Source organism: Caulobacter sp. D5 (assembly GCF_003185805.1).
Lineage (GTDB): Bacteria > Pseudomonadota > Alphaproteobacteria > Caulobacterales > Caulobacteraceae > Caulobacter.
In genome coordinates, this window is sequence record NZ_QHJY01000560.1 from 1 (window position 1) to 1,764 (window position 1,764).

Here is a 1,764-nt window from a genome sequence, read left to right on the forward strand (position 1 = left end):
GGCGAGGGCAGGGCCAGGCGTCCGACCGCCAGGCCCGCCACCAGGCAGGCGGCCATGGCCGCCCAGGCCGGCGGCTTGCGCATCGCAAAGCCGGGCCGCGCCGACGGCGTCGCCGGCTTCTGGACACGGATCTTCTCCTTGGCCTTTTCCTTCGGCTTGGGCTGCGGGAAGGCGATCACCTCGGCCGGCTTGGCGCCGGCGCCGGTCGCGGCCGACTTCAGGGTCGGGGGGACCGGTTCGCGCAGCACGCCGGCATGGGCGCCCGACAGCAGTCGCCGCAGGTCCTTCTGGGCCTGGATCCGCGCGGCCAGGGCCGGGTCCTTGGCCATGGCCGCGGTGATCTTGGCCATGGCCTCGGGCGGCAGCTCGCCGTCCACATAGGCGAAGACCTCTTCGTCGCTCACGGTCATGGCCTGGCTCCTTGGTCGATCAGCACGGCCTGCAGGGCCATGCGGCCGCGGGCGAGGCGGCTGGTGAGGGTCCCCATGGGGATTTCGAGGCTGTCGGCGGCTTCCTGATACGAAAGGCCCTCGATCAGCACCAGGGCCACCGCCGTGCGCTGGTCCTCGGGCAGGGCGTCCAGCGCCGCCTCGACGGCGCTCATCGCCAGATGGCTGTCCAGCGAGTGGGCGGCCGGGTCGGCGGCGTTGGCGCCGGCCTCGGGCGGGGCCAGGATCCGGCCGCGTCGGGCCCGGCTCCTGCTTTCGTCGATCCAGGCGTTGCGCATGATCCGAAACATCCAACTGTCTTGTCGCGTGCCCTCGCGCCACTGATCGCGGCGCGCCAGGGCGCGCTCCACGGTCAACTGCGTCAGGTCGTCGGCGTCGGCGGGATCCCGGGCCAGCACCCGCGCCATGCGGCGCAGCCGCGGCAGCAGGTCCAGCATGTCCTTTTGAAAAGAATCCAAGGTCCGCCTACGTCGCCTGAAGGAAGAAACGCGCCGTGCCCGGCGTTTAATCCACAACTCGATAATTATTCCACTCCACGCGCGTTCCGGCCATCGTTCTCGCGCGGCCAATGTTTTTCGTGAGTTCAGGAGATCGCGTTGCGAAGGAAAATCGTCCTGCCGGTCGTCGCGGCCTGCGCCCTGGTCCTGGGACCGGCGGCGGCCTCGCGCGCCCAGCTGCTGCCGGGCGGCCTGCCGTCCTTGCCCAGCCGGTTGCCGGTAGTCTCGGACGTCGTCGAGGGCGCGGAGGACCTGACGACGCGCACCGTCGAGGGCGTGCGCGACCTGGCGGGGCTGGATCGCCTGCGGTCCCTGCTCAAGGCCAATCCCCGTACGCTCGAAGCCGATGACCAGGGCCGCCCCGCCGTGCGCGGCGAGGTGCTGGCCGTGTCGCCCAGCCCTCAGGCGATCGAGCAGGCCCTGGCCAAGGGCTTCACGGTGCTGCGCCGCGAGCGGTCGGGCGATCTGGGCCTCGAGCTGGTCACCCTGGCCCCGCCGCGCGGCATGGACGCCCGCCAGGCTGTCCGCGACCTGCGGGCTCTGGATCCCGACGGCGACTATGACTTCAATCACATCTACGCCGGCGCCGGCGTGGCGGTCGCCATGGGGCTGGCGGCGACGGCCGCGTCGGACAAATCCGCGGCTGGCGGCGCGCGGGTCGGCCTGGTCGATGGCGGGATCGATCTTGGCCATCCGGACTTCAGGGGCGTCGCCATCGAGCAGAAGGGCTTCGCCAAGGGCGCGCCCAGGGCCGGGGCGCACGGCACGGCCACCGCCGCCCTGATCGCCGCCTGGGGCTACGGCGCGGCCGGACCCGG

The 1,764-nt window shown here is 72.2% G+C and carries 2 protein-coding genes and 1 pseudogene; 1 reads left to right on the forward strand and 2 read right to left on the reverse strand.

Features of this window, described 5'->3' with window-relative positions; genetic code table 11:
• On the reverse strand, positions 1–410 hold a 410-nt coding region (locus DMC18_RS25205; protein ID WP_370444635.1), incomplete at its 3' end, for an anti-sigma factor.
• On the reverse strand, positions 407–907 hold the full coding sequence (locus DMC18_RS25210; RefSeq protein WP_199228315.1) for a sigma-70 family RNA polymerase sigma factor: 501 nt from the start codon (positions 905–907) through the stop codon (positions 407–409). The genes DMC18_RS25210 and DMC18_RS25205, both read right to left, overlap by 4 nt.
• Positions 908–1,045: 138 nt before the next feature.
• Here DMC18_RS25210 and DMC18_RS25215 point away from each other — a divergent pair.
• Positions 1,046–1,764 (forward strand): annotated as a pseudogene (locus DMC18_RS25215) (peptidase S8); the annotation flags it as partial.